Genomic DNA, 26946 nt, shown 5'->3' with positions numbered 1-26946 from the left:
CTTTCCTAGTCTAGTTCAAACGTTGTTTGTAATGAGTTATCTTTTTCCCATGAAGTCTGTTCCGATTTAGCTAGAATATAGTTATCAAGAACAAGATAATCCATTTCAGTATGCATAAAGCATCGATAAGCATCTTCTGGTGAACAAACAATAGGTTCACCTCTAACATTAAAAGAGGTATTTACCAATACTGGACAGCCTGTTTTTTGCTCAAAGCTAGACAGCAAATTATGAAAACGAGGATTCGTAGTTGCGTCGACCGTCTGTATCCTAGCAGAGTAATCAACGTGGGTAATTGCTGGTAGCGTTGAGCGAATGGCTTTTAACTTTTTAATTCCTGATAGTTGTTCTTGCTCTGGAGACAGGGGTATCCTCTGTTCTTTCTGAAGTGAAGCAACCAATAACATATATGGACTCGGACGATCAATTTCAAAGTAGTCGGTAACCCGCTCTTTCAAAATTGCGGGTGCAAAGGGCCTAAAAGATTCTCGATATTTAATCTTTAAATTTATAATAGACTGCATTTTAGCACTACGGGGATCGCCAATGATTGAACGATTACCCAGTGCCCGTGGTCCATATTCCATAGGACCTTGAAACCAACCGATAACATTTTCTTGAGCTAACAACTCGGCCACTTGATAAAAAAGTTCGGTATCTGTTAAAAGCTGATAGTGCGCCCCAATTCTTTCAAGATAGTGATAAATTTCATTCCGAGTAAATTCAGGCCCCAAGTAGGCTCCCTGCATCATATCCTGATTCTGAGGTACTCTCGGCTGAGCATGGTACTGATACCAGCCAGCCAATGCCGCCCCCAAAGCCCCACCAGCATCCCCAGCAGCAGGTTGAATCCAAAGTTCAGAGAAGGGACTTTCCCGTAAAATACGCCCATTTACAACGCAGTTTAGAGCACATCCTCCAGCCAGGCATAGGTTCTTCTCACCCGTTTCGTTATGTACTGTCTTAACAAGTCGAAGAACAATTTCTTCAGTTACCTTCTGTATTGAAGCCGCAAGATCCATCTCTCGCTGGGTAATTACGCTTTCAGGCTGGCGGGGTGGTCCTCCAAACAGGGTGTGGAACTTGTGACTAGTCATGGTCAGCCCAGTCATATAGTCAAAATAGTCTAGATTTAGTCGAAAGGTACCATCAGGCTTGATATCCAACAAGTGTTCTAGAATTTTATCTACATACTTGGGTTCTCCATAGGGGGCAAGCCCCATCAATTTATACTCACCAGAATTGACTTTGAAACCAGTGTAGTAGGTAAAAGCAGAGTACAGTAGTCCAAGAGAGTGAGGAAAGTCAAGTTCCCATTCAGGAATCAGTTGATTTTTCTTACCATGCCAACAAGACAGGGTAGCCCATTCTCCAACAGCATCTAAACAAAGTACGGCAGCTTGTTGGAAAGGACTAGGAAAAAACGCAGAAGCTGCATGGGCTTGATGATGCTCAGTAAATAAAAGCTGAGGAAGCTGTGAGCGACGACATCCACCAAGAGTAGCTAGTTCCCTCTTTAATACAGCTTTAAGATATAGCTTTTCCTTAAGCCACACTGGCATTGCCATCATAAAAGACCGAAAGCCTTTTGGCACATAGGCTAGATAAGTTTCTAGAAGACGTTCAAAAGTGACTAAAGGTTTTTCATAAAAGACAATATTATTCAAATCTTGAAGCCGAATTCCTGCTGCTTCAAGACAATAGGTTATAGCACGACCTGGAAAACGCGAATCGTGCTTTTGACGAGAAAATCGCTCCTCTTGAGCAGCCGCGATAATTTCACCATCAATTACTAAAGCAGCAGCACTATCATGATAATATGCGGAAATTCCAAGAATTTTCATATTTCAAGTTCCTATCATTTGGGTTTAGTATGATCGGCACGACTCCTGGACTCGTTTGATCATCCCTCTCAAGCATCAATAATCGACAGTTAAAAATGCTTAACAGTCAATTAATTAGCCCTCCAGACAATATCTAAATCTTTAGACACCTGTTGGGCAACAATCTTATTTCCATTAGCTGCCACATGGCAGAAATCAACGTAAATATATTCGTCCATTGAAAATAGATTGGTATAATCCACAATCCAGTCATACTGACGCTCACGAATAAGCTCCTGAATTAAGGGATAAACTGCTCTAAACTGTTTGCCTAAAGGATTATCGTCATCTTGCAAATGACTAATATGATCAAGCTTAGGGTTTCCCAGAAATGCAACAGGTTGAAGAACTGCTAAAAACCGAATCCCTTCTTTTTCAGTAATACTATGGGCTAACTCCCAAGTCCTAAGTAGACTCTTAGCAACCTGTCTAGCTTTCTGAGGTTGGGTATCACAATTCCAAGGTTGCTTATCGGATTGAGCTTGTGCGATGCCAAAGACCAAAGACCGGCTTCCGCGTAAAAACATAAAATCCAAATAGTACTGAAATTCTGACAAAGGAATGGCATTGACCTGATCGTTGAGCACTTCTCTCATTCGATGCGCACGAATATGCTCACCAACATCATGTTCAGAGCGACATAAGGATAAAACCTCATTAACACCATCGTAAAAAACAACAGAGTTAATATCCTTGTCAGAAACGGTTAAAAGTTGAATCAGTTGTGCAAGTGATTGTCGAGCGTTAAACCCAGTCTCGCCAAGATTAAAACTTGGTATTCCAGTATCTTCATTGAAGAAGGCTGGAATAGTTTCGTAGTCAGACGCACCAGTCCCCCACATAGTAGAACCACCAAAAAAGTGAACTGCTTTAGAGGGAAGTCCCTTTGGACTGGTTTGAGTATTAGGATGAAGACGATTCCCTTCAACATCAACAGTAATAGTTCTACCTTGAAAAGGGAGCCTTGACCATCCAATAAAGGGCTCATACTGCACCGGGAGGTGAGCAAATTCCTGGAAATGAATCTCAGAGAACTCGCTATTATCCTCATAGTTAGGCAGAGCAGCCATATCTCTTTCCTGATTGATAATAGCGCGATACTCAGCCATTTTATAGATCAAAAGCACAACATTGCTCAGTGCGTTTAACAGAAATATAAATACAAGTGTGGCCGCAGCATTAACTCCGATCAATCCAAATCCCGATTTAACATCTTTGAAACGCATTTTCATGTTAGCCAGAAAGTCCTCAAATCCTTTCAAATAAGACTCACGAGATCAGTCTAAACAACTCCAAACAAGTCCTAACCACTAGCGACTAGCTCAATGCTTATATATTGAAAATAATATACCCAGAGAAATAGGCAGGTCCAATATTCAATACGGAAAATGCTGTTGTTCGTATTGGTATTTACTCAAATAGACTTTAAAAATAATATTATCATGTTATCTTCTAAGTTGAAACATTCTCCTTTAGGGTTAAGCCTTGATCAAGGAACTTTAGAAATTAAGGAAGAATAGCATCTGAGCTTAAGGCAAACGTTAGTCTATAGAAATCAAACAAAGCTCAGTCTTTTTTGAATAGGACCTTTAACGGCTCAACAATTTTAAGGGATACAGTTAATCTCTCTCAAGCATTCGCTCTGGAGGGAGAGCATGCATCGAAGCTTTAGCTTAAAAGAGGAAAATTGTATGTATTTTCACCTCCAATCTTTCCAATATGATTTGGACAGAGACACTCACATTACAGCTGAAGAAGTACAGCAAAATTTACCAAATTCTCAACTCAATTGCGTTCAACATTCATTAGCATCCATAGGTTGTGATTTTTTTGAGGCGAACTACAGGTACCCTCTTAAACCGACTTTATTGAAAGGTGGAATTCAGCATTGGCCTGCATTTAAAAAATGGCAGAATTTGCCATATCTCAAAATAGCTTGTCAAGATCAGCAGGTTACAACAACGCATGCATTAATTCTAGATATTATGAAGATGCAAAAGCATCCAAACTACTGGTTGCTATCAAAAGCAAAAAAGTTAGCTCTTCGAAGAAAATTATTTGATCGTCTGAGTGTTCCCGATTTAATTGAGGTCCTTTTGCAAACAAAAGTCGGCGAGAAACTACCCTACGCTCGAAATATTTCTATTCCTGAACCTTTAAAGGCGGACATCGCCCCTATGCCTCAAATGTCTTCTGAGCCCCATGGAATGTCAATTTTTATTGGTCGAAGATCTTATACAGATTGTCATGAGCACCATGGAAGCGATGTTCTCATGTGCCAGGTTAGGGGTATAAAACGAGTTTTTCTTTTTCCCCCTGACGAAGACAACGCAAAAGCTTTGTATGCAAACCCCTTATTTCTACGCAATTGGTCTCCTGTGCGCCTCTTCGAAGCACAAGGTATTTCAGAATACAAAAATTTTCAGCTAAGTCAACCGTGGATTGTCGATGTACATCCTGGAGATGCATTATATATTCCTAACCCATGGTGGCATGCTGTTGTTTCTTTAGACGATGAAATTGGTATAACAGTGCCGCTTTGGTATCCTCCTCTCAGATTACGATTAAGTGATCCACAAACTCGATGGTTATTACTTTGGCCCCCAATGTATCGGACATTATTAAAAGAAAATCTTGAAAGTATGCCTCGATGGCATGAGGTCGTAAAAGCTGCCACCTTTCAAGAGATTTTCTGGACCCTTTTAGCAGCTCCTTTGCGCCTACTCTACAGTAAATAGTTCAAGTATTTCTATGGAGAGAACGGTTATTAACTATTCAGTAAACAACCATCTTCCATGCGGAAAATCCGATCTGCTACATCTAGAATTCGATTATCGTGAGTTACGAGCAATACTGTGCATCCTTCTTCCTTCGCCAGTTTTTGCATGGTATCCACCACTTTACGCCCCGATTGGCTATCGAGCGATGCGGTTGGTTCATCGGCTAAAACTAACTTAGGCCTACTCGTAAGTGCTCGTGCTACTGCTACTCGCTGTTTTTGACCACCTGATAACTGTCCAGGATAGTAATCAAGAAACTGACTTAGTCCCACTGCTGATAAAAAATCGGCTGATCGAGAACGATATTCCGACCTGGGGATGTGGGAATGTAGCTTAAGAGGAAGACTCACGTTTTCCCAAACTTTGAGGCAGGTGAGTAAATGATGATCCTGAAAAATAAAACCGATCTGATTACGAATTTGAATCAGATGTTTTTTCTTTGCACCTAACAGCTCTTTCCCTAACACTTTAAGAGAGCCTTTTTGTGCAGAGCGTAAAGCACCAATCAGACTAAGTAACGTTGTTTTACCACTGCCAGAAGGGCCTTCTAATATCGCTATTTCTCCTATAAATAAGTTTAAAGATACATTTATTAGCACTTGTTTTTGCAATAAACCTTTTCCGAAGGTATGGTTAAGATTACGTGCTTCTACAATAGTTTTCATAATTTTGTTTAATATTTAAATTTTAGTTATCAAAACTAATTTTTGAATATTGATGATACTACTGAAAAATAAGCATCTAATAACAAATGGCTCACTCACTTCTTGACCACTTAAATAATTATCAAAATACCTCTGCTGGATCGGCAGAACGTAATTTTTTTATAGCAATCAAACCCGAAACAGCACACATAAATAGTGTCAGAACAAACACTTGAATAACAACATTCAGCCGCATTGACAGCGGAATACGTGTAAAACGAGTTAACAGCTCGTAAACTCCACAGGAAGCAAAGTAACCGGGGATAAACCCTAAAACCGCTAAAATTAGAGCTTCTTGCAAAACCACCCATACCAAAGAGCGATCAGGAAAGCCCATGGCTTTGAGCGTAGCATATTCAGGCAAATGATCATTCACATCAGTAAAAAGTACCTGATAGACAATAACCACACCAACAATAAGACCCATCATTGCACCAAAATTGAGGACTTTCCCGTTTGGTAAAGAGGCTTGGAAAGCTTGTTCCGCCTCAGTCAATTCTGCCTGAGTCAGGATTTTAATATCCACAGGCAAGGCCTCCTGTAATTGAGCCTGCACAGTTGCAATATCTGCACCAGACGCAATGGTCAGTACTCCGACGTTAACTTGTTCCAAACTACTCGAAAAATTCCGCTGACTATAGCTCCAGTCACTCATGATGACATGACCATTATTGATAATGTCACTGCCTAAGCTGAATAAACCAACTACAGTCACTCGTTCATTATTCATTAGCGTTGTTACTGGACCTTGCTCTAAAAATAATTTAGGCACAGAACCTAGTTTCTCTTGGGCTAAACGATCATACAGAACTGCATTGGGTGTGGCTAAACGAGCAAGCTGTTGATTGACTTCATCGATTCCTAAAACTGGATTATCTGGGTTGAACGCTAAAACTCTTACTCGATTAGGAAATAGTTGAAACCCTTGTTTTTGTGATTGCTGCCCTAACTCTTCCGGATTAACCCACTCTGCATTTTTCATATACAGTGGCGCAGAATATTTAACACCAGAGACTGAGTCTGCCTCATAAAGGTAGATTCTTGGAAAGCTACTTCGAATCATTGTAGGTGCATAGGCCGAGAGCATAAATAAATCACCTTGAAGGCTGTCCGGTAGCAAGGTGACTCCTTCAAACAAAAGTGCCCGTAATCCCAGTTGAGTAAAAATTAAAATGTTAGAGAAGGCAACTCCTGTCATCGCTATCGCCAACCGCACTTTTTGATGTGATAGTTGAGACCAGGCAAGCGGTTTATAAGTTTGTAATCGAGATCTCAGCGTTTTGAAGCAAATCATAGTAGAGGTTGATAATGTTAAAGCGGTGAAGTTGAGTCAGAAATATCAATTTGAACACGCACTTGCATGTTCGTTAGATCAGCAACCCGCTTGCTGTCTTCTGGAACAATTTTAATTCTGACCTCCACAACACGCTCATTAGCATCTGTGGTTGGGTTAGCTAGATCACTTGCTAAGGTTCGCCTACCGATCTGCATCCCGATATGTTCAACTACACCACTGAGTTCTCCTACAATGCCACCATATTCGCTGATGATAATTGCTGGTTGGCCTTGACGAACATGGGTGATTTGGGTTTCGTAGACTTCTACGATCGCATACATCTCATTTGTTTGCCCTAGCTCCACAATCCCCGCTTGGGTATTGACCTGTTCGCCGACACGGGTGTTGATACGCAGTATTTTTCCAGCTATGGGTACACGCACTTGGGTATCATCAAGATCAGCCTGACGTTGTTCGACAGCAATCAGCGCCTGATCAAGCTCTGCTTTTACAACTTGCACATCAACAGGGCGGACCTCACGCAAACGAACTAGATTTTGCTCTTCTTGATTGATTTGCTCTTGTAATGTCTGTTGAGTATTTGCTAATTGGGCCTGCCGCTGCCGTAATGTGGACTCAGCAACCTGCCAATCCTGGTGAGCTAAATCTAATGCCGACTGACTAATAGCACCTTGCTGTGCCAGACTCAACTGTTGTTGATGGAATTTTTGTGTCCGCTGCAATTCAGCTTGAGCACTTGTGATTGAAGCTTGTCGCTCTATAACCTCAGTTTGTAGTTGCGCTCTCAATCTCGCAACATTGGCCTCCTGAGCCGCAATATCCGAATCCGTAAACTCACCTGCCTTTACTTGTGCTAAGCGAGCCTTATGAACCTCTACTACCTTGTAAGCTTCCGCTAGATCACTCTTACGACGCTCAAACCCCTGCAAGATAGCAATGATATCTCCTGCTTCTACCCAGTCACCTTCCTTGACTAAAATCTGATTAACGCGACTGTCCTCTGCATTAGGCACCGAAAGCCTGATTACATCCCCTTCAGGAGACAAACGTCCCAATGCAGAAACCGTTGTCTGATACTCAACAGCCACAGCCGAAGGCTCAACAGTTACTGACGGAGAACAAGCAGCGAGGCTAAACATTCCCATCAATAAGACTTGACTGCACACTATCCATCTAGATCGGAGCATTATCTTTACAAACCTTACAGACTAACATCGAGAAGCTTACCCAACCAGTCCAAACTCATCCACTTACAACTCAAATCAGATGATGCAATGACAATAAATGAAGATAAAATCTTAAAGAATATTTGTCTACGTCTCTCCAGACACACACATATCCTCCAGAAGACAGATAGATGGAGACGATTAAATCCGTTCTCTTGCACCTCCTGATCAAACTAGTTTCATCAGGAGCTTACAAGATTACCTTCTAGATCATGAGCTATCGCCTCCAAGATACTATCTACCTCATGTTTGATAAAGAAATGACCTCCGGAAAAGAAACGAACCTTGAAAGTTTTAGATGTCTGGTTAGCCCAAGCCTCAATACTTTCTACGCTCACCTTGTCATCTCGAATACCACCAAATGCTGAAATGGGACAATCAAGCGGAGCCTCGTCTACATAGGTATACGTTTCATTAACTGCCAGATCGGCTCGCAGTACTGGCAAAAACAAATCCATCAATTCAGAATTCTGAAGAACTGCCTCCGGTGTACCATCATAGTCCCTGAGTTCTGTCTTAAGGTCAGCATCTGTTAAAGTATGGCTGAAAGGATTAACTGGCAACAACTGTGGGGCTCGTCGAGCTGAAACAAATAACCTATCAGGACCTGTACGTCCTTCCCGTCGGAGTTGGCGAGCCCATTCGAAACAAATCATTGCCCCTAAGCTGTGACCGAAAAAAGCATAAGGTCGATCTAAATAAGGCAGAAGAGCAGAGGCCAACGCTGAAATCAGGGGTTGAAATCGATTAAAGGCTGCCTCCTTAAAGCGCCCTTCATGTCCAGGCAAACGAATAGCACACACCTCAATATCTAATTCACTAAACTTCTGAAAATCCCAATTCTTAAATACATAAGCTCCAGCCCCTGAGTGAGGGAAACAAAACAAGCGTATCGATGCCTTCGGCTTAATAGAGGATCGAAAAATCCATGGAGAAGAAAGACTCATAGACCAACCAAAACAACCACACCAACCTTACAAGGATAGAAATCACCTAGAGTTCTCGAAATAGATAAATACTGTCCACAGAAGAAACCATAATCGAATAGTAGTTAAAAAGCCTTTCTGCATAGGAGAAGTAATATTCGGATAATCTGAGGAACTCCACAGCATCAAAATACTAAATCGAATTCTGATCACAACTCGTTAATATAATGCCTACGTTTCTCTCAGAAATCTAAAACCTGAGCACCGTTCACACAGCAGAACTGAACACACGAGAACTCTTACGATAACACCTCTACATCTGCAGGAAACTTATCACCCCTATACTACAGTCAGCTTCAGACCTGATTAACAGACTCCTAATCAGTAAGCAGTCAAGAGCTTACAGACGAATTGCACAAAAGGAAAGCTTACAGGAGCGAAAGCTGTAGCAAGCTACAATAATAAGATTTTGAAAATGTTTCAAACAGGAGCGAAAGCTGTAGCAAGCTACAATAATAAGATTTTGAAAATGTTTCAAACAGGAGCGAAAGCTGTAGCAAGCTACAATAATAAGATTTTGAAAATGTTTCAAAATCTTATCAAAGGACCTAACATTCTCAGATGGAAACTACATGTATGCCAGAAGACAAATTACTTTCTTCTGGGTTTAAAATTCAGCTCAAAGCTGAACACATGAGGATCCTTAAAATAAAACCTTTGCATCTGCAGGAAACTTAATCAATATTATACTACAATCAGATTCAGAGTTGATGGACAGGCTCCTAATCAGGAAACGATCAAGAGCCTATGGACAAATTCTAGGAAAAGAAACTATAGGGAAAGAAGGCTGGTAGGAGCAAAATCACTAACAAGCCGAAATAATATCTTGAGTATTTCACTCTGTTGAGATGAAAATTATCAGACTGACTCGATGGCCAAACAGTAGGCAGTTTCAGAGGTTTGTACCCATGTGGCCAATGCAATTCCAATCGTTGCCCATGCCCCGGTGCCAAGGGATTAGGGCAAACAACAATTCCCTCTCTCTTTACACCAATGACGGTGTTTCTCGCCTTTAAGACCTGCCCTGACATACCTGCTCTCCTATTTGCGACCTTTTCCTGTCTTTTTCTACTAATGTCACTTGAACACCAAAAACGGTTTAGGTGGCTAATACTTTCCGCTATTTTCCTTGCACTCACTGGGTTAACCAAACACGTCCATGCATGGATGTATCTTTCATTCGCCGGAACTATTTACTTTTTGGCCAATATAAATGCTCATTACGTAACGCCATCTTGCACATCGTTGCCATCGGCATTGACTCATTAATCCTTTTTGGAATAACGGTATTTGTATTAAATATTCCGCTAAGCCAATTTTTAGGATTTATGGCAGTGGCCAGTCAGGAAACTAAACCGCTGGTCGCTAAGCTTTTTCAAGCATAGCTCACCTATGGTTTATTTTTACTAGCGTTACCCCTAGCGTTACTCAATCCTAACCGTCGCTGGAAATGGTTTATGGTCGTCTGGCTAGGTCTAGCAACAGTGCCATTCCTTGTAATTCTTTCACGATTGGAAACCCGATATCTACCCTTCAGTGTTGTCTCTTTATCAGGCCTGGTGTGGTTAGCCCTCGATACTCTAAAGATATGGGCCAACCGTATGCTTAACCCCAGTTATCGAGCCCTTTGAGCAGCTGGTATGGTGAGTATTATCGTCAGCGCAGCCTTGATCCAACCTTTAACCGAGCACGAAGTCAGGACCGATCAGTTCGCAACAGCTATCGACACGATTTAAGTGGAGTGGTTCGGTTCCCCATGGATTTTGAAGTCTGTCGTCGGTATGAGGAGGTAACGGAGTAGGAAACCTTTGTGGTCAGGCATTTTCCAGATTAGGAAATTCCGAAGACCCGTAATGCTCGAACAAATTTATACAAACAGGTAGACTCAACCTTGCTGAAAGACCCAGCATTTGCAAAGTTCGACAAATTCTTTTGCACCAAAATCGACATTGGGATGCAGTTAGTCGACCAAGCCATTGAGCGAGACTTCGCTTTCGGTACAGTGCTGATGTATAGCTGGTATCTATCGAGTGATTCTGCCCATCATCTTAGGGCGCATGGTAAAGATTGGGTAAGTTTGCTTAAAGCGAATCGGAACCTAGAAAGTTACAGCATTCGCCTGAAAGATAATAGGGGACAACGAATCGTCTTCAGAAATCGTATATCAAGGTTTAAGATCTGGTGTCATTGATTCCCAAAACAGCTTTGAAGCCAGGTTAGGCCGGAGCTCATGTTTATTGATTGGTGTTTTACCCTATGAGCGTGCATTCCGGGGATGGGGAAGGACCATCTAATGCTTCATTTTGAAACAGCCGATCTAAGGGGCATCTATGCAGCGTTAGTGATCAACTGGAAAAGGGAGAAACGGCGGCTGATGTGTTTAACAAGTTGTTTGCCAAACAAATCAAGAAGGCACGGCCTTAAGTCAGCAATAACATCACACTCTATTTTCCACAGGGAGAGTTTAACACTACTAGAGTAATACTATATCAAAGTATATTTTTTCTGTGTCCTTGTAAAAAGAAACTGACATTCCTAGAGAAAAACTACATGCTCATGGTTCGCTCAAAATATTTGGAGTTTCAGAAATGCTACGAAAGCAATAGGCTTTCAGGCAAGCAACAAATAGATATAAACCTATACTTATCCTCGCTATATCGTTAGTCAGTCAATCATGAGAAAAAATACTAATTGTAATCTATATGTAGTGTCTTGAGATTTTATAGAAACACTAAATAAATCAGCGAGCTATGAGTAAACGTATGCAAAAAGAAAAATTACGTTCCTCTGGGTTTAACTTTCAGAAGAGATCCATGGAGCGTATGTATGCAAAATCACTTACTTAATCAGGTTGAAGGATTATCATCATATAAGTCACCATGCTTGTCCTGTTTTAATGTTTCCATTCTCTTCTCAGCTCATCGATGGGTTTAAAGAGAAACGCTTTTAAGTAAATTCACAAGAACTGATAGAGGAACAAGAACCGATAAGGGAATTGTTAGTTGCTGCTCTATTGTTCTGCTCATAATAATATAGAGGTTTACTAAATGAAACTGCCAAGTGATAAGGTGCAACAGTACGAAAAAGAAGGTGTACTGTTTTTGCCTGAGTATCTATCTCAAGAAGAAGTAGCCTTGTTGAAGGCTGAGATTGTAAAACTACCAGAAGACTTACCAGGGAGAGTATTTGAGAAGGATAGTCAAACTGTCCGTGCCCTCCATGGTAGCCATCAGCATAGCTATTTATTAAAACGTCTTGTCAGGCATCCACTACTCCTGGAACCAGCACAGCAGATATTGAAAGAACAAGTATATCTATATCAGTTCAAAATCAATATGAAAGCTGCATTCTCTGGGGATGCTTGGCCTTGGCATCAAGATTATATGTTTTGGTATGGAGAAGATGGTTTACTAACTCCAGCGGTGATCAGTGCTGCAATTTTCATTGATGATATTGATCAATTCAATGGACCTTTATTTTTCATCCCTGGCTCCCATACCGATGGTGTCATTAATGTTGGAGCTCGAGCACAGACCAATGAAGAAGAAGACTGGATTGCTAATGTTAGTGCAGATCTCAAGTATTGTGTTGGAGAGGACTTGATAGCAAGTATGGTCCAGAAAAACGGTATGATTGCACCGACAGGGCCAAAAGGGTCAGTTGTCTTCTTCCATGGAAACGTTGTTCATGCTTCAGCTTCCAACATTTCTCCCTATGATCGAAGGTTGATCCTGATTACATACTCCAGTATCAGCAACACGCCCACCTGTAAAGATAATCCTCGTCCAGACTTTCTTGTTTCTAGGGAGTATCAACCTTTGGAGATGCTTGAGAATGAAACACTTTTAGAGATGAGTTTAGCATAATGGTTGTCTAACAACCTACTGACACAAGTAGTACCAGTAGATATGGAAATTCAAACTTTAGAAGATGTATATGTTTTTCCAGTTTCTTTTTCCCAGGAGAGACTCTGGTTTTTAGACCGTTTGGAACCTAATAATCACTCATATAATATTTTTAGAGCGCTCCGGTTAGAAGGTAATCTAAATCTGAAAGCATTGGAGCAGGCTTTAGAGGAAATTCAGCAACGTCATGAAGTACTGCGCACTACTTTTAGGGTTGTTGATGGCACTCCTCACCAAGTGATCGCGGCTCGAAGTTCAGTCGCTCTGACTCTGATGGAATCACCAGGACAGCTTGCGTCAGAGTCATGCCTAGCATGGGCAAAAGCAATTCTTAAAGAGGAATCTCGTAAGCCATTTAATCTAGCCCGAGGTCCACTGTTGCGTACCTTACTGCTAAAATTAGAAGATTATTCCTATATTTTGGCAATTACCGTACACCACATCATTGCAGATGTCTGGTCAACGGGGGTCTTTGTCCGAGAGTTAGCCACACTTTATCCTGCGTATGTTCAAGGGAAGCCTTCTCCACTTCCAGAGCTTTCTATCCAATATGCGGATTTCGCCGAGTGGCAACGACAGTGGTTAACGGGCGATGTCCTGGCTAAACAAATGAATTATTGGCAGAGTAATCTGTCGGATATACCACCACTCCTCAATTTACCAACAGACTATCCTCGCCCTGCGGTACAAACTTATACTGGGGATGCTGAGAAATTCACCCTAACAGCTGAACTGACAGAACGGCTCAACCAGTTCAGCCAACAGTCTGGGGTAACTCCCTTTATGACACTACTAGCAGCTTTTTCTCTTTTGCTATCCCGCTACAGTCAGCAAAAGGATATCGTAGTTGGGTCGCCTATTGCCAATCGGAATAGGAAGGAAATAGAACCTTTAATCGGCTTTTTTATTAATACGCTTGCACTGCGAGTCAACTTGAGGGACGAGCCATCGTTTCAATCCTTGTTAAAACGTGTTCGTAAGACCACCTTGGACGCTTATGCACATCAGGATTTACCTTTTGAACGATTGGTTGAAGTGCTACAACCAGAACGCAGTTTAAGTCATCATCCTGTGTTTCAGGTCATGTTTGTTTTGCAAAATGTACCTTTGGAACCCTTGGAATTGACTGGACTGACGTTGACTCCCATGGAAGCAGACCACTCGACCGTCAAATTTGACCTAACGCTATCCATGCGAGAGACCTCAGCTGGCATGGTAGGGGTATGGGCCTATAACCAGACGCTCTTTTCAAAGCAAACCGTTCAGAGAATGATCAGACATTTTCAACGTTTGTTGGAAGCGGTTTTGAGTCATCCCGAGAACCCTGTTAGTCAGGTTTCTTTCTTGAGTAGCCAAGAAAAGCATCAAATTTTAGCATCCTGGAACCAGACCAAACAGGCTGGGCCAATTCTTGATAGTTTATCTCAAGGATTAGAGATACAAGTCGCGAAAACACCTGAACGCCCAGCCGTCCTCTATCAAGGGACCCGTCTAACCTATCAGGAATTAAATCAGCGAGCCAACCAGCTAGCCCATTATTTGAAACATCTAGGCATTGGCCCTGAGAGTCGGGTAGGTCTCTGTTATGAACGTTCTTTAGAGTTAATCATTGCCCTGTGGGGGATACTTAAGGCAGGTGGGGCGTATGTGCCCATAGACCCAAGCTATCCTGTTGAGCGACAACGTGCTATCCTCCAGGATTCGCAAATCCAGGTTTTACTAACCCATACCGCCCTAAGTAAAGCGTTAGCCTCAACAGAAATTTCTGATCTTCAAGTAATCTGTCTGGATCAAGAAAAGCATAGTATTGCGACTCAACCTAGCCATAACCTGGCCCTTGCAATAGCGCCCAATCATCTAGCTTACGTTATCTATACCTCTGGCTCGACGGGCACCCCAAAAGGTGTGATGGTAGAACAACGGTCAGTTTTAAATTTATTACAGGCCCTAAAAACATCTGTTTATCAACACTTTTATGAAGGCGAATCGCAGGTAAATTTGCAGATAAGTGTCAATGGTCCACTGGCATTTGACACATCTGTCAAGCAAATTATTCAGCTGCTGCAAGGGCACACTCTTGTGCTAATTCCTGAAGATATACGTTTAGATGGAGACGCATTGCAATCTTATCTAACCTCTCATCAGGTGGATGTATTTGAATGTACACCGTCACAGCTAGAGTTACTGGAAGCCAGAGGATGGTTTAAGAATAGTTATCTCCCCAAGATGATTTTACTGGGGGGAGAAGCAATTACGGAGGCGACCTGGCAAACCCTAGGGCAAATTAAAGGCTGCCGTTTCTTTAATCTCTATGGGCCGACGGAATGTACTGTTGATGCAACGTTTTGTGAGATTACTGAGGACATTCCTACCCCTACGATTGGTCGTCCATTGGCAAACGTTAAGCTGTACATTCTAGACGAGCAACAGCACCCTGTTCCAGTCGGAGTACCGGGAGAATTATACGTTGGTGGTGCAGGGGTGGCTCGAGGCTATTGGGGCCAGCCACAGCTGACAGCAGAAAGATTTATTACCCACCCATTTATTGATGTATCAAATGCCCGACTTTATCGAACAGGTGACTGTGCACGTTACCGTCCCGATGGTCAAGTGGAGTTTCTGGGCCGTATAGATCAACAGGTCAAGATTCGGGGATTTAGGATTGAACTGGGAGACATTATCTCGGCCCTGGAGTCGCAAATCGAGGTACAGGAGGCTGTAGTTGTTCTGGATGACGACAGTGCGTCTGGAATCAAGCGTTTGGTTGCCTATGTGGTGCCGACAGAGATTGGGGTTGCTGTAGGTACTTTACGTCGTAATCTGAAAAAATTATTACCAGATTACATGGTTCCTCACATCTTTATGGAGATTGAGTTCCTGCCACTTACCCCAAATGGCAAAGTTGATCTGCAGGCCTTACCGGTGCCAGATCCAACCCAGCGAAATCTGGATAATCAATTTTTGGCACCGGAAACCGCCCAAGAAATACTCATGGCTGATATTTGGCGAGCGGTTTTGGGACGAGAGCAGATGGGTGTCCATGATAATTTCTTTGAACTCGGTGGAGACTCGATCCTCTCTATTCAGATTGTGGCCAGAGCAAATCAGGCAGGTATACGCTTGACTCCCCGGCAAATATTCCAGCATCAAACTATCTCTGAGTTACTCGAAGTAGCAGGTACTTCAGCAGTGGTGGTGGCTGAGCAAGGATCTGTTGCTGGGGAAATGTCATTACTACCAATTCAGGTTCGCTTCTTTGAAGAACACAGTGATTTTTCCCATCATTTCAATCAGGTGGTCTTTCTCGAAGTGGCCTCCTATCTGGACCCTGATTTACTACAACGGGCTTTTCAGGCAGTGATGCAGCACCATGATGCGTTACGCCTCAACTTTCATCAACGTGAATCAGCTTGGTATCAGGATCACACTAATGCTGAAGGGGCTCTTTTACAGGTGCGGGATCTTTCTGGGTTAGCACTGGATGTACAGCAGACAGTTATTGAACAAGAAACGGCAGCTTGTCAAACGAGTTTGAATGTTGAAACTGGTCCCATATTGCGAGGTATCCTGTTTCAACGTGGGGAAAATCTTTCCAGTCGTCTCTTTTTAGTAATCCATCATTTAGTTATTGATGGTGTGTCATGGCGACTTCTATTGGAAGATCTCAACCATGGATATTCTCAGCTACAACAGAAAGAAACCGTCCAACTGCCGCCTAAAACCACTTCGTTTAAGACGTGGGCTAACCGTCTGCATGATTATGTCGCATCCGCAGACCTTCAAGATGAGCTGACTTACTGGCAAAGTCAAACTGCGGTGACACATTCTCTTCCCCTGGACTTTACCAATGAAATAGAAAACTGTCACGGGACAACGGCCCAAGTGGTGATTACCTTCTCAGAGGAGAACACCCAGGCATTACTGCAAAAAGTTTCTGTCGCGTATAACACTCAAATTAATGATGTACTGTTGACGGCTCTCCTACAGGCATTTTCAAGTTGGACGACCTCGCTACGCATCGATCTAGAAGGTCACGGACGAGAGGACCTGTTTGAGGATATCGATTTATCCCGTACGATGGGGTGGTTTACAACCGTATTTCCAGTTGTTTTACAGCTTCGGAATACTACTGGCCCTGGAGAGGCACTCAAAGCCATCAAAGAGCAGCTACGGCAGCTACCTGGTCGAGGATTTGGCTATGGGTTATTAAGATATCTGCATCCCGATGAAGCTATCAGACAGTCCCTGAAACAACTGCCTGCCGCCCAGATCAGTTTTAACTACCTGGGACAGTTTGATCAATCCCAGGGAACAGACTCAGGCATGTTACTGGGCTTAGCAAGTGAATCTACAGGGGCTAATCGCCATCCGCAAGGTCGTCGGTCTCATTTGTTAGAAATCAGCGGACGTATCATTGACGGACGTCTACGGATGGAATGGACCTACAGTCACAAACTGCATCGCGCTAGCACAATTGAAGATTGGGCTAACAGTTATAAGCAATCTCTGTTGACCCTGATTGAACACTGTCTTGATCCTAGTGCAGGAGGCTTCACTCCGTCTGACTTTCCTCTAGCTCAGTTGGATGAACAGCAATTAGACCAGGTTACTAGCTTGCTCGAAGAACTTAATAGCGTAGGAGATTGAATCATGGGTCGACAGAATGTTGAGGATATTTACAAACTCTCACCTATGCAGCATGGCATGCTCTTCCATTCTTTGGAGGCTCCTGGTTCTGGTGTTTATTTTGAGCAGTTTAATTTTACGCTTCATGGTCTGCTCAATACATCTGCATTTAGACAGGCTTGGCAGCAGGTAATAGCCCGACACACCGTACTGAGAACCAGTTTTCTTTGGGAAAACTTGGAGAGTCCCCTACAGGTTGTTTACAAGCAGGTGGAGTTACCTTGGATTGAACAAGATTGGCAACACTTGGTATCCACAGAACAACAGACAAGACTAGACGCTTTTTTGCAGGCTGACATCAGCCAGGGGTTTGACCTGCGGCGACCACCTCTGATGCGCTGTGCCCTCTTTCAGCTGGATGCTGAGACCTATCAATTTGTCTGGAGCCATCACCATGCGTTGATGGATGGATGGTGTCTAACTCTGTTGACCCAAGAAGTTTTGGCCTGCTACGAAGCTCTCGCTTTTGGACGAACTACTCCGTTACCAACGTCTCCCCCTTACCGAAACTATATTGGCTGGCTGCAGGAACAAGATCGTTCTAAAGCGAAGCATTTCTGGCAAGAAAATCTGGCTGGATTTGAAACCCCTTCGTCCATTGGAATCAGCCAAAATTTATCAGAACAGTCAGTGGAAGCTTATGTTGAGCGTCGCATAGTTTGTCCCCCAACCGTTACTGAACAACTACGTACCCTGGCCCAACAACATCATCTGACATTCAATACGCTAGTACAAACTGCTTGGGCACTGGTACTGAGTTACAACAGTGGTGAACCTGATGTTGTTTTTGGAGCGACTGTTTCAGGGCGACCACCTTCATTAGCAGGAGTTGAAACCATTGTGGGGTTGTTTATCAACACCCTACCTATGCGAGCCCAACTAACCTGGGATACGCCCCTAATTGAATGGATGCGACAGCTCCAGGATCAACAGGTCGAACGGGAGCAATTTTCATATCCTACGCTGGTTGATATCCAAGGTTGGAGCAGTGTACCTAGAGATTTACCGCTCTTCGATAGTATTCTAGTCTTTGAAAATTATCCGGTTTATAACTCCCTCCAGGAGGATAATCAAAGTAGTTTAACCATTAGTAATGTTGAAAACTTTGAGCGGACAAATTATCCACTTACGCTGACGGCCTCGGCTGGTGAGACGCTTACTCTGAGAATTAGTTACGATACCCAGCAATATACTGAGAAGACTATTCAGGGTATTTTAGAGCAGCTTCAAGTCGTACTGACTGGGATGGCAGAAAACCCCCAACAACGGCTGGGAGAGATATCAGTGTTATCGGCACAAATGCATCAGCAGTTATCAGTCTGGAATCAAACCGAGTTAGCTTATCCTGCAGAGAACATGCTGATTCATCGGTTGTTTGCTGCCCATGCACAACAAAAACCAGAGGCGATTGCAGTAGTTTGGGGTGAACAGAAATTAACCTATGAAGATCTTGAACGACAGTCTAATCAGCTAGCTCACTATTTGCGATCGCACGGCATAGGTCCAGACGTTCGAGTCGGCATCTGCATTGAGAAATCTCCCCAACTTTTAGTTGCCATTTTGGGGGTTCTCAAAGCAGGCGGTGGCTATGTCCCCTTAGATCCGAGTTACCCCAAACCGCGATTGAGCTTTATGCTCTCCGATGCTCAGGTCCCTGTAATTGTCGCCCAGCGTGACCTACTTTCTGAACTACCAGTTCATTCAGCCCAAGTTATCACTCTAGATGGCGATGGAGCCGCCATCAGTCAAGCCTCAATGGCTTCCCTCCCTTCTGAGGTTGCTCCAGAAAATTTAGCTTACGTAGTTTATACATCTGGTTCCACCGGTACTCCAAAGGGTGTCATGGTGACCCATGGCAGCTTAACAAATGCCTACTACGCCTGGGAAGAGGCCTATCACCTCCAGGAGTTGAAGCGCCATTTACAAATGGCCAGCTTTTCCTTTGATGTATTTAGCGGCGATTTAGTGCGTGCGTTAGGGTCTGGAGGCTGCCTGGTCATGTGTCCTCGAGACAACTTATTAGAGCCTGCCCGGCTCTATCAACTTCTGAAAACAGAACATATTGACATTGCAGAATTTGTGCCAGCTGTCTTTAGGAGCTTAGCGTCTTACCTCCATCAAACAGACCAAACATTAGCCTTTATGAAAGCGGTGATTGTGGGATCTGATAGTTGGTCTATGGCTGAATACCACGCCTTCAAGACCGTGTGTGGTCCCCAGACCCGCTTAATTAACTCCTACGGTGTGAGTGAAGCCACCATTGACAGTACCTATTTTGAGCTGACAGAAGACACCACATCGATGACTCTGGCAAAAGATATATCCGTGCCCATTGGTCGTCCGTTTGGGAATATGCAACTTTACGTTCTCAATGGTGCGCTTCAACCTGTCCCCATTGGTACGGTTGGAGAACTTTTTATTGGGGGCAGAGGATTAGCTCGGGGGTATCTGAACAATCCTGCTAAAACAGCGACAGCATTTATTCCCAATCCGTTGCAGTCTGCCTCCGGTATATCTGAGTCAAGTACTTCACGTCTCTACCGAACAGGTGACCTTGCAAGATGGTTAGTAGACGGCAATATCGAGTTTATCGGTCGCCTTGACAACCAAGTCAAGATTCGGGGAGTTCGGATAGAACTGGGAGAAGTCGAAGCGACCATTGCAAAGTTAAGAGAGGTGCAACAGGTGGTTGTTCTTGCCCAAGACGACCACCTGGGTAATGCGCGTTTAGTAGCCTATGTAGTACCAGACAAAGATTGGCCAGGAGCCATGGAACTCCGGCAAACTCTGCGCCAACAACTCCCAAAACAGATGGTACCCACCATTGTAGTCGAGATGGCTGCTCTGCCATTAACCCCGAATGGCAAAATTGATCGCCGTGCCTTGCCAGCCCCACAGCAATGGGACATGCACAACAGTGACACCCCCCCTAGAAACCCAACGGAACAGATGATTGCAGAGACCTTTGAAGCCGTTTTAAAGGTCTCTGGGGTGGGGGCCTACAGTGATTTCTTTGACTTAGGGGGGCATTCCCTGTTGGCAACTCAGGTTATATCCCGGTTACGAAATCTTCTCCAGATGGAGATTCCCCTCAAAACCTTATTTGAGTTTTCCACCGTTTCTGAACTGGCCCAGGCCCTAATGTCATCAGAACGTCAAACCAATGGGATCATGCCGCTGCTTCCAGTCGAGCGGGGTAGTCAGCCCATTCCTCTTTCCTGGGCCCAGGAGCGACTTTGGTTTCTGGCGGAGTTAGAAGGCCCCAGTGCCACCTACAATCTCTCCGAAACAGTACAAATCCAGGGGGGCCTCGATATTGAGGCTTTGGAGCAGGCATTGACAGCCGTTGTCCGTAGACATGAAAGTTTACGAACCACCTTTCCGGTAATTGATGGCACCCCCGTCCAAAAGATTGCACCCCCGTCCCCAATTCGATTGCCAGTGGTAGATTTGCAGTTAATGGGCTCCTCTGACATGCGAATGGTAGAGGCTAAACGATTGGCCGCCAAGGAGATTCAATGCCCCTTTAATTTGGCTACTGATGCACTTCTGCGGGTGACCTTGTTTCAACTTGAGGAAAAGACCCACGTTTTGGTAGCCGTTCTGCATCACATTATTGCCGATGGCTGGTCTATGGGAGTCCTGATTCAGGAGCTGTCTGTGCTCTATCAATCGGCTCGAGCCCAGAGCCCAGAGCCCTTACCTAAACTCCCCATCCAGTATGCTGACTTTGCTAGCTGGCAACGCCGCTGGCTAACTGGAGAAGTTTTAGAAACTCAGCTGAACTACTGGAAGCATCAGTTGGCAGGCATTCCCAATGTGCTAGATCTGCCCACTGATAATCCCCGCCCTCTGCTCCAAACGTTTCAGGGGCGTAAGGCAACTTTCCATCTAGATTTCACCCTAACGACAAAGTTAAAGGCACTGAGTCAAAAATCAGGGGTCACCCTCTTTATGACGTTACTCTCAGCCTTTGCTCTTTTACTAAGCCGATATACCGCTCAAGATGACATCGTTATCGGTGCCCCCATTGCTAATCGTAATCGTCAGGAAATAGAGCCACTCATTGGCTTTTTTGTGAACACCTTAGTATTGCGTATTGACCTGAGCGCTCATCCCACACTAAAGGAGTTGCTGCAGCAAGTTCGGCAAACAACACTAGATGCCTACGACCATCAGGATGTTCCCTTCGAACGATTAGTAGAAGTGTTGCAGCCCCAGCGCAGTTTGAGCCACCATCCTATCTTTCAGGTGATGTTTGCTTTGCAAAATGCCCCCCTAGCTCCTCAGGTACTACCTGATTTGACACTGACGTCCCTACAGCCTGAACGTGCCATTGCTAAGTTCGATTGGACCCTCTTTATAAATGAGACGCCCAATGGTCTAGCGGGAACATGGGAATACAACAGCGATCTCTTTACAGCAGAGACTATTGACCGCCTAATTGGACATTTTCAAATTCTCTTGGGGGCAATGGTAGAAACGCCATCACAAACAGTAAAAACTCTGCCATTGCTAAATTCATCAGAGCAACACCAGCTGCTGGTGGAATGGAACAACACGGCTAAACCGTATCCTCAGGAAAAATGCATTCACCATTGGTTTGAAGCCCAGGTTGAAAAAGATCCAAATACTGTTGCCGTTATATTTGAAGATAAACAGCTCACCTATCAGGCCCTTAATGCTAGAGCCAATCAGCTAGCCCATTATCTTCAATCCCTCGGAGTAGGACCGGATGTATTGGTGGGCATCTGTGTAGACCGTTCCCTTGAAATGATTGTGGGCTTGTTGGGGATTCTTAAAGCAGGCGGGGCTTACGTGCCACTAGATCCGAGCTATCCCCCTCAGCGGTTGCAGTTTATGCTGTCCGATGCTCAACCATCGGTGCTTTTGACCCAGGTCAATTTGTTGGCCAATCTACCGCACCTCGAAACCCAAACAGGAAACGAGCCCCAGATAGTCTGTCTAGATCGAGACTGGTTGACGATTGGTCAGTCTTCTGAGGAAAATCTCCAGGGAGATGCAGCTCCTGTTTTAACTCTCGACAATCTGGCTTATATCAACTATACATCTGGCTCTACAGGCACTCCCAAGGGGGTGTGTGTCCCCCAACGTGGTGTAGTTCGATTAGTCATCGAGCCTAACTATGTCACTATTCGTGAGCAAGATACGTTTCTACAGCTGGCCCCTGTGTCCTTTGACGCGGCTACCTTTGAAATTTGGGGAGCACTACTCAATGGGGCCAGACTCGTCCTCTATCCTGAACGATTGCCTGTTTTAGAGACATTAGCCACCATCCTGCAGCAAGAGGCCATTTCAATTCTGTGGCTGACCGCTGGGTTATTCCATTTTGTTATAGAACAACAGCCAGAGGCGCTGTCCTCGGTGAAACAACTACTGGCTGGGGGTGATGTACTTTCAATCCAACATATCCAGAAGGCCCTGTCTGCCTTGCCAAATTGCACCCTTATCAATGGCTATGGGCCAACTGAAAATACTACATTCACCTGTTGCTATCCGATTCCCCGGACGATCTCACCAGATCACAGCATGCCGATTGGTCGTCCAATTAACAATACTCAGGTGTACGTGCTCGACTCGAGTTTGCAGCCTGTCCCCATCGGTGTTCCAGGAGAACTTTACATTGGTGGAGATGGCTTAGCGCGCGGGTATCTCAATCGTCCCGACTTAACTGAGAAAACCTGGATAGTCAGCCCATTCAATCCCCAAGCACGCCTCTATAAAACCGGTGATTTGGTTCGCTATCTGCCCGATGGCAACATTGAATTTCTGGGTCGTCAAGATTTTCAGATTAAAATCCGAGGTTTCCGGATCGAACTGGGTGAGATTGAAGCGGTGATCAATCGCTACGTTCATGTGCAGCAATGTATCGTGATCGCACACGAAGAGCGCCCAGGTAACAAGATTTTAGTGGCTTATGTCGTGGATAAAGATGGAACCTTTGACATCAATGGGTTAAAACAGTTCCTTAACCAGCAGTTGCCAAACTACATAGTCCCCAGCTTGATCATGCCATTGGCAATCCTACCGCTGACGGCCAATGGTAAAGTAGATCGACAAGCCTTACCACAGCCTGACTTTGCCTCACTCATTCGGCCATATGAGGCCCCTAGCACATCTACAGAGAAGATCTTAGCCACCCTTTGGGAAGAGGTTTTAGATATTTCTCCCATTGGCCGAGAAGATGCTTTCTTTGATTTGGGCGGTCACTCTTTGTTGGCAACTCAATTGATTTCACGCATACGGTCAAAATTCCAGATCGAACTTCCTTTGCGAACTCTCTTTGAGCAAGTAACCCTATCTGCCCTAGCACAGCAGATTGATATCACCCTTACCCAGGAACATCAGAACCATATTCCGCCACTTTTGCCTGTAGATCGAGCCCAGCGATTACCCCTCTCCTTTGCCCAAGAACGTCTATGGTTCTTAGATCAGTTGATGCCCAATAGCCCTTTATACAATATGCCAGCTGCCATGCAGTTGGTGGGCGCACTGAATCCTCACGCTTTGGTTAAAAGTTTTCAAACCATTGTCCATCGTCATGAAGTGTTGCGAACTGCATTCTCTGTCCAGGAAGATGGTCAGCCTTACCAGCACATTATGCCACCGTTCGATTTAGAGATTCCGATCATCAATTTAGAGTCTTTATCCATAGAAGCACAGGCTCAAAAAGTTCAAAGTATGGCTGCTGAAGAGGCCAACCAACCGTTCGATCTGACACAGGCTCCCTTGATACGGGTTACCCTAATGCGTCTTAAGGAGACTGAGCACATTGTGCTGGTGACGCTACATCACATTGCAGCAGATGGTTGGTCTGTCGGTGTTTTAATGACCGAATTAGCGATGTTGTATCCAGCCTTTGATAATCAGCAGCCGCTGCCTTTAGCTCCCCTGCCCCTACAATATGCTGATTTTGCTGCTTGGCAACGACAAGCTCTAGTGTCGGATGTAATGGAGCCTCAGCTGACGTATTGGCAAGAGCAGTTGGTGGATTTACCCGCGTGTGAGTTGCCCAGTGATTATCCTCGTACCTCAGCCCAAAATTTTACAGGTGAGATCGCATCCCTCCGATTCTCAGCGGCACTGACTGCAGAGCTAAATGAATTTAGTCGGGCCAATGGGGTCACACTGTTTATGACCCTGGTAACGGCCTTTAAGATTTTGTTGTACCGTTATACCCAGCAAACAGATATTGTCATTGGTACCGATATTGCCAATCGCAACCAACAGGAAATTGAAAATCTGATTGGTTTCTTTGTCAATCAGTTAGTTTTGCGAACGAGTCTTGACGGAAATCCGACCTTTAAGGATCTCCTGCAGCGAGTTCGACAGACAACCCTGGCAGCTTATGCACACCAGGATTTACCTTTCCAAAAATTGGTTCAAGCACTTCAGCCAGAGCGTGCCCTAAACCAAACCCCACTCTTTCAAATTAAGCTGATTCTACAAAATACTGAAGAGTCATCTTTAGAGATTCCTGGCCTTACACTGGTTCCATTACAAATAGATGAGACCACAGCCCCCTTTGATTTGATCTTAAGCTTTAAAGAAGGTCGTCACGGGTTAACAGGTACGCTTACTTACAATAAGTCTCTATTTGAATCAACTACCATCGATCAGCTACTCCAACGCTTTGAAAACCTTTTAGAAAAAATTATTGATGCTCCAGACACCGCTCTGACAGATATCAATCTGCTGAGTGATATCGAGAGAAAGCAGTTGGCTCAGGTTCAAGTGGCTGAAAATATGACACTCAGTCAACAGGATCTAGAAGGACTCATGCTAGAACTCAACAATCTATCGTAGTTTGGCCCCGTTTTTTGGGGAAGTGACATGCACAATCAACCCGTATACCTCAAACAAAACGTGATGGTAGAACCCCTGTTTAATCAGTGGTATGCCTGGTCTTACCTGATTGCTCCAGCCTGTGCAGCGATGTATGTCGAGAATTCTCATCTTAAGACCCTATCCTCTTTTGTGACGTCACCTCAGGTCCATGTGGCTGCTCTTAAGAATCCTAAAATGGTAGGAGGGCCGTTTATTAACTACGATGTTGATAGAGTTGCTGACATTCAAATTCTATTGGATAAGACTCTTCAGAATATTCCCCATCTACGGAAACTTGCTCAGGCTATTAAAGCCCTTAGAAACCTCCTTAAAAAAGCAGAAGGTTATTCCCTGGAACCTCTCTATCCAGAAATTCCCGATGCACTACGCGGCTATGTAGAATTAGTGTATGACTCAGAGAACCGACCTTCGTTCCGATTGATTGAGGGATTGCTTTACCAGAGTCGCTACTATAATTTATCCTGCCAGAGCATAGCGCTTTCTTTAATTCACGGTAACAATCGCCCGTTCGCTCTAAGTACACCTCGACTGCGAGACGAGCACACCTTGCATGTGCCAATTCCCTTCCACTCAAGCCTCTGGGATGACTTTTTCCAAATGCGTCACCAGCCTGCACCCGCTCAGGAAATCCAGAAAAAATTAAATATCCCAATTGCTGAGGAATCTCTCTTTGCCTCTTTTTTTACAGAAGAACCTCCCCCTGTCAGGACATCCCTGATGGATGGGGTACGTATACGCTATCTAGGCCATGCCTGTTTATTAATTGAGGTGCAAGGGACAACAATCCTCTGTGATCCACTGCTGAGTTACCGACATGAAGCAGGATTGGATCGTTACACATTTGCCGATTTACCCGACACGCTTGACTACATTTTGATCACCCACAATCATCAAGATCACTGTATGTTGGAAACCCTTCTACAGTTGCGATACAAAACTCAAACGGTGATTGTACCTAAAAGTAGCGGGGGGGAACTGATTGATCCCTCTCTTAAGCTAATTTTACAAACCATCGGATTTAAGCAAGTGCGAGAACTCGATGTGTTGGAGACGATAGAATTTGAGGGGGGATTTATTCAAGGGTTACCTTTTTTGGGTGAGCATGGTGACCTGAATATTTTGACTAAAACAGCGTACCACATTCGTGCCCATGAACAATCAATTTTGGTGGCAGCTGATTCTAATAACATCGAGCCAAGACTCTATGAACATCTCAAAGAGATCATAGACGCAGATATTTTGTTTTTGGGTATGGAATGTGATGGGGCTCCTTTTAGCTGGATTTACAATCCATTAATCACCCGTCCGATTCCTCGGAAAATGGATCAATCTCGCCGATTAGATGGTTCTAATTATGAACGGGCAATCGGCATTATAGAATGTCTTCAGCCGCAGCAGGTTTATGTTTATGCCATGGGTCAAGAACCTTGGCTATCTTTCATCATGGCCACACAATATACGCAAGATTCTCGTCCAATTGTTGAGTCCAATCGCTTAATTCAAGCTTGTTGCGATCGCGACATTATTGCCGAACGACTTTGTGGCCAAAAAGAGATTATTATAACATCCTAGGTAGTTCTGCCACCAGGTCTTCTCATTCCAAAAGTAAG

The 26946-nt window shown here is 44.1% G+C and carries 14 protein-coding genes; 8 read left to right on the top strand and 6 right to left on the bottom strand.

From position 1 onward, the window contains the following. Positions 1-5: 5 nt before the first annotated feature. Positions 6-1844, bottom strand: a complete 1839-nt coding sequence (locus U2F10_RS36350) for a carbamoyltransferase family protein (RefSeq protein WP_499874940.1) — start codon at positions 1842-1844, stop codon at positions 6-8. A gap of 110 nt (positions 1845-1954) precedes the next feature. Continuing rightward, positions 1955-3115 (bottom strand): hypothetical protein, encoded by a 1161-nt coding sequence (locus U2F10_RS36345; protein WP_499874939.1) that lies wholly within the window; start codon positions 3113-3115, stop codon positions 1955-1957. 423 nt (positions 3116-3538) lie between these two features. Here U2F10_RS36345 and U2F10_RS36340 point away from each other — a divergent pair, with 423 nt between their 5' ends. Then, positions 3539-4621 (top strand): cupin-like domain-containing protein, encoded by a 1083-nt coding sequence (locus tag U2F10_RS36340; RefSeq protein WP_499874938.1) that lies wholly within the window; start codon positions 3539-3541, stop codon positions 4619-4621. A 29-nt stretch (positions 4622-4650) separates the two neighbouring features. Here the strand turns inward: U2F10_RS36340 and U2F10_RS36335 are convergent, their stop codons facing one another. The 4 genes from U2F10_RS36335 to U2F10_RS36320 form a co-directional block, all read right to left on the bottom strand. Continuing rightward, positions 4651-5328, bottom strand: a complete 678-nt coding sequence (locus U2F10_RS36335) for an ATP-binding cassette domain-containing protein (RefSeq protein ID WP_499874937.1) — start codon at positions 5326-5328, stop codon at positions 4651-4653. Between the two features lie 121 nt (positions 5329-5449). Further along, the gene (devC, locus tag U2F10_RS36330; protein ID WP_499874936.1) at positions 5450-6661 is read right to left on the bottom strand and encodes an ABC transporter permease DevC; all 1212 of its coding nucleotides are present in this window, start codon (positions 6659-6661) and stop codon (positions 5450-5452) included. A gap of 17 nt (positions 6662-6678) precedes the next feature. Then, positions 6679-7851: an HlyD family secretion protein gene (locus tag U2F10_RS36325; protein ID WP_499874935.1), complete on the bottom strand. Its 1173-nt coding sequence runs from the start codon at positions 7849-7851 to the stop codon at positions 6679-6681. Positions 7852-8072: 221 nt separating this feature from the next. Beyond that, the gene (locus U2F10_RS36320; protein WP_499874934.1) at positions 8073-8837 is read right to left on the bottom strand and encodes a thioesterase II family protein; all 765 of its coding nucleotides are present in this window, start codon (positions 8835-8837) and stop codon (positions 8073-8075) included. A 1032-nt stretch (positions 8838-9869) separates the two neighbouring features. On the opposite strand from U2F10_RS36320, the gene U2F10_RS36315 reads away from it, so the two are divergent. The 7 genes from U2F10_RS36315 (at position 9870) to U2F10_RS36285 (ending at position 26908) form a co-directional block, all read left to right on the top strand. After that, entirely contained in the window at positions 9870-10145 is a 276-nt protein-coding gene (locus U2F10_RS36315; RefSeq protein WP_499874933.1) for a glycosyltransferase family 39 protein, read from the top strand. Beyond that, positions 10040-10261, top strand: a complete 222-nt coding sequence (locus U2F10_RS36310; RefSeq protein WP_499874988.1) for a hypothetical protein — start codon at positions 10040-10042, stop codon at positions 10259-10261. The genes U2F10_RS36315 and U2F10_RS36310 overlap by 106 nt, the downstream gene beginning before the upstream one ends. A 242-nt stretch (positions 10262-10503) precedes the next feature. Further along, the gene (locus tag U2F10_RS36305) at positions 10504-10677 is read left to right on the top strand and encodes a hypothetical protein (RefSeq protein WP_499874932.1); all 174 of its coding nucleotides are present in this window, start codon (positions 10504-10506) and stop codon (positions 10675-10677) included. A 1267-nt stretch (positions 10678-11944) separates the two neighbouring features. Beyond that, positions 11945-12742: a phytanoyl-CoA dioxygenase family protein gene (locus U2F10_RS36300; protein ID WP_499874931.1), complete on the top strand. Its 798-nt coding sequence runs from the start codon at positions 11945-11947 to the stop codon at positions 12740-12742. 42 nt (positions 12743-12784) lie between these two features. Next, positions 12785-17428, top strand: a complete 4644-nt coding sequence (locus U2F10_RS36295) for an amino acid adenylation domain-containing protein (RefSeq protein ID WP_499874930.1) — start codon at positions 12785-12787, stop codon at positions 17426-17428. Positions 17429-17431: 3 nt separating this feature from the next. Next, on the top strand, positions 17432-25294 hold the full coding sequence (locus U2F10_RS36290; RefSeq protein ID WP_499874929.1) for an amino acid adenylation domain-containing protein: 7863 nt from the start codon (positions 17432-17434) through the stop codon (positions 25292-25294). Positions 25295-25321: 27 nt separating this feature from the next. Continuing rightward, positions 25322-26908: an MBL fold metallo-hydrolase gene (locus U2F10_RS36285; RefSeq protein WP_499874928.1), complete on the top strand. Its 1587-nt coding sequence runs from the start codon at positions 25322-25324 to the stop codon at positions 26906-26908. The last annotated feature ends 38 nt before the right edge of the window (positions 26909-26946 follow it).

Source organism: Leptothoe sp. EHU-05/26/07-4 (genome assembly GCF_043421015.1).
GTDB lineage: Bacteria > Cyanobacteriota > Cyanobacteriia > Phormidesmidales > Phormidesmidaceae > Leptothoe > Leptothoe turfae.
The sequence above is the reverse complement of the archived record's forward strand: the minus strand, read 5'-3'. Positions and strand labels throughout refer to the sequence as shown.

Excerpts from the sequence above, each read along its gene's own strand:
- U2F10_RS36350 (WP_499874940.1), bottom strand. The coding sequence starts at position 1,844 with ATGAAAATTCTTGGAATTTCCGCATATTATCATGATAGTGCTGCTGCT.
- U2F10_RS36345 (WP_499874939.1), bottom strand. The coding sequence starts at position 3,115 with ATGAAAATGCGTTTCAAAGATGTTAAATCGGGATTTGGATTGATCGGA.
- U2F10_RS36340 (WP_499874938.1), top strand. The coding sequence starts at position 3,539 with ATGCATCGAAGCTTTAGCTTAAAAGAGGAAAATTGTATGTATTTTCAC.
- U2F10_RS36335 (WP_499874937.1), bottom strand. The coding sequence starts at position 5,328 with ATGAAAACTATTGTAGAAGCACGTAATCTTAACCATACCTTCGGAAAA.
- devC (WP_499874936.1), bottom strand. The coding sequence starts at position 6,661 with ATGATTTGCTTCAAAACGCTGAGATCTCGATTACAAACTTATAAACCG.
- U2F10_RS36325 (WP_499874935.1), bottom strand. The coding sequence starts at position 7,851 with ATGCTCCGATCTAGATGGATAGTGTGCAGTCAAGTCTTATTGATGGGA.
- U2F10_RS36320 (WP_499874934.1), bottom strand. The coding sequence starts at position 8,837 with ATGAGTCTTTCTTCTCCATGGATTTTTCGATCCTCTATTAAGCCGAAG.
- U2F10_RS36315 (WP_499874933.1), top strand. The coding sequence starts at position 9,870 with ATGACGGTGTTTCTCGCCTTTAAGACCTGCCCTGACATACCTGCTCTC.
- U2F10_RS36310 (WP_499874988.1), top strand. The coding sequence starts at position 10,040 with ATGGATGTATCTTTCATTCGCCGGAACTATTTACTTTTTGGCCAATAT.
- U2F10_RS36295 (WP_499874930.1), top strand. The coding sequence starts at position 12,785 with ATGGAAATTCAAACTTTAGAAGATGTATATGTTTTTCCAGTTTCTTTT.
- U2F10_RS36290 (WP_499874929.1), top strand. The coding sequence starts at position 17,432 with ATGGGTCGACAGAATGTTGAGGATATTTACAAACTCTCACCTATGCAG.
- U2F10_RS36285 (WP_499874928.1), top strand. The coding sequence starts at position 25,322 with ATGCACAATCAACCCGTATACCTCAAACAAAACGTGATGGTAGAACCC.